Annotated in this window: 3 protein-coding genes; 1 reads left to right on the top strand and 2 read right to left on the bottom strand. The window is 78.5% G+C overall.

The window, feature by feature from the left end; all coding sequences use genetic code 11:
- Window positions 1–63 precede the first annotated feature (63 nt).
- A complete protein-coding gene (locus tag HLB09_RS16190; RefSeq protein ID WP_171204337.1) occupies window positions 64–1,041 on the bottom strand; it encodes an MSMEG_6728 family protein in 978 nt (325 codons plus the stop codon).
- 59 nt (window positions 1,042–1,100) lie between these two features.
- On the bottom strand, window positions 1,101–1,547 hold the full coding sequence (panD, locus tag HLB09_RS16185; RefSeq protein ID WP_171204336.1) for an aspartate 1-decarboxylase: 447 nt from the start codon (window positions 1,545–1,547) through the stop codon (window positions 1,101–1,103).
- A 150-nt stretch (window positions 1,548–1,697) separates the two neighbouring features.
- Between panD and HLB09_RS16180 the strand changes: the two genes are divergently transcribed.
- Window positions 1,698–2,082: sulfurtransferase (locus HLB09_RS16180; protein WP_322790231.1), on the top strand; the 385-nt coding region annotated here is incomplete at its 3' end.

Genomic DNA, 2,082 nt, shown 5'->3' with positions numbered 1-2,082 from the left:
CCCCCCCCCCCCCCCCCCCCCCCCCCCCCCCCCACGTCCGGGGCGCACCCCGGGCGCCGGGGCTCAGGCGTCGACGCGGACCTGGAAGAGGCGCCGCGGGTCCTGCAGCGCCGCCGGCGGCAGGGCCGCCGAGCGGGCGAGGCGCCCGCCCCAGCGCACGGCCCGCCGGTGGGGCGCCGGGGCGCCGCGGCGTGGGACGAAGGCGTAGTCGCCGACGACCTCGCCGACGAGCAGGGCGCGCTCGCCCTCGATCGGCAGTCCGACCTCGTCCCCGACCGCGACCTCGTGCACGAGCGAGTCCAGCTGGCGCAGCTCCTTGCCCGGGCGGCGCTCCGGGTGCAGCCGCTTGAGCAGCGCCCGCAGGTCGGGCTCGGCGACGGGGGAGGGGTCGCCCCCCTTCTGCGCCGCCCGCTCGAGGGCGGCCGCCTCGGCCGCCCGGCGGGTCTCCTCGAGGCCCTCGACGACGTCGACGTCGACCCCCGAGCCCGCCGACAGGCCGACGACGCCGTCCGCGAGGAACGCGGCTAGGGTCTCGGCGTCGCCGGGGCGCACGACCCACAGCGGCCGCCCCCGGGGCGCGGCCGGCGGCGCCGGCGGGGCCGGCTCGGGCCAGGCGTAGGGCAGGTCGTCCGGCTCGTCGCCGAAGACGGGCGCGTAGGTCTCCGGGTCCTTGCGCAGCAGGGCCGAGCGGTGGCTGCGGTGGACCTCCTCGTCGCCGAGCCAGGCGGGCATGAGCCCGGCCGCCGCCAGCTCCTCCTGCGAGGCGCCGACGACGTCGGGGGCGAACTCGCCGATGAGCTCGGCCGTCCCGTCGGCGTGGCCGCGCCGCGCCCAGGCCTCCACGCAGGCGAGCCCGTACCCGACGAGCGCCGGGGTGCACCCGCGCCACATGAGGACGGCCGGGTGGTTGGCCCACCCGTAGTCGGGCAGCTCGAGCGCCCGCAGGATCTGCAGCGTCTCCACCCGCTGCTTGCCCAGGCGAGGGGAGTCGAGCACCTCGGCGCTGCGGGCGAAGCTGGCGTAGGGGAGGAAGGTCTGCACCCGCCCATCCTCGGGCACCAGCGGACGGGCGGGCGTCCCGGCACCGCCGGGAGGCGGCGTCAGGAGGAGGACGTCGCCAGGGCCAGGGGAGGGCGCTGCATGGCGGGGACGTCGCGACCGTCGCCCGCCGGCACCGGGGCGGAGAGGTCACCACCGAGGGCGACCTGGCGGTTGCCCGCGTCGACGTGGACGACGCGGGGGGAGTGGCCCTCGCGCTCGGACTCCTCGAGCTCGACGAACGACATGATGATGACGAGGTCACCCGGCGAGATGAGGTGCGCCGCAGCGCCGTTGATGCCGATGACGCCGCTGCCGGGCTCGCCGGGGATGACGTAGGTGGTGAGCCGCGCGCCGTTCGTGACGTCGACCACCTGGACCTGCTCGCCCTCGACGAGGTCGGCGGCCCGGGCCAGCTCGGCGTCGATGGTGATGGAGCCGACGTAGTGCAGGTCCGCCTCCGTGACCGTGGCCCGGTGGATCTTGCCGTTGACGACCGTGCGCCGCATGCCCGCTCCTGTCCGCCCGTGCGCCGGACCCGTGCCTCGGGCCCGATCCGTGCTCGCTCGAGGGTAACGAGCGGGAGGGGCACCACCTTCCCGGCGAGAGGCCCGCGGCGAGGGCGCCGACGGGCGGGACGGCGGCGTAGCGTCGCCGCCGTGCACCCCGGGACGCGCGAGGCCCTGCTCGTCGACGCACCCGCGCTGGCCGAGGCCCTGGCCTCGCCGTCGCCGCCGGTCGTCCTCGACGTCCGCTGGGCGCTCGGCCGCCCGGACGGCCGCGACGCCCACCGGGCCGAGCGGGTGCCGGGCTCGGTCTACGTCGACCTCGAGACCGAGCTCGCCGGCCGCGGCGAGCCCGCGGACGGACGGCACCCGCTGCCCGCGGTGGCCGACCTGCAGGACGCCGCCCGGCGGTGGGGCGTGCGTCGCGGCCGCGCCGTCGTGGCGCTCGACGACGTCGGCGGCCTGTCCGCCGCCCGGGCCTGGTGGCTGCTGCGCTGGGGCGGCCTGGACGACGTCCGCCTGCTCGACGGCGGCCTGG

The sequence above is a fragment of the Pseudokineococcus marinus genome (assembly GCF_013004605.1).
GTDB lineage: Bacteria > Actinomycetota > Actinomycetes > Actinomycetales > Quadrisphaeraceae > Pseudokineococcus > Pseudokineococcus marinus.
Note: the sequence above shows the minus strand (reverse complement) of the source record. Positions and strands in the feature narration are given on the sequence as shown.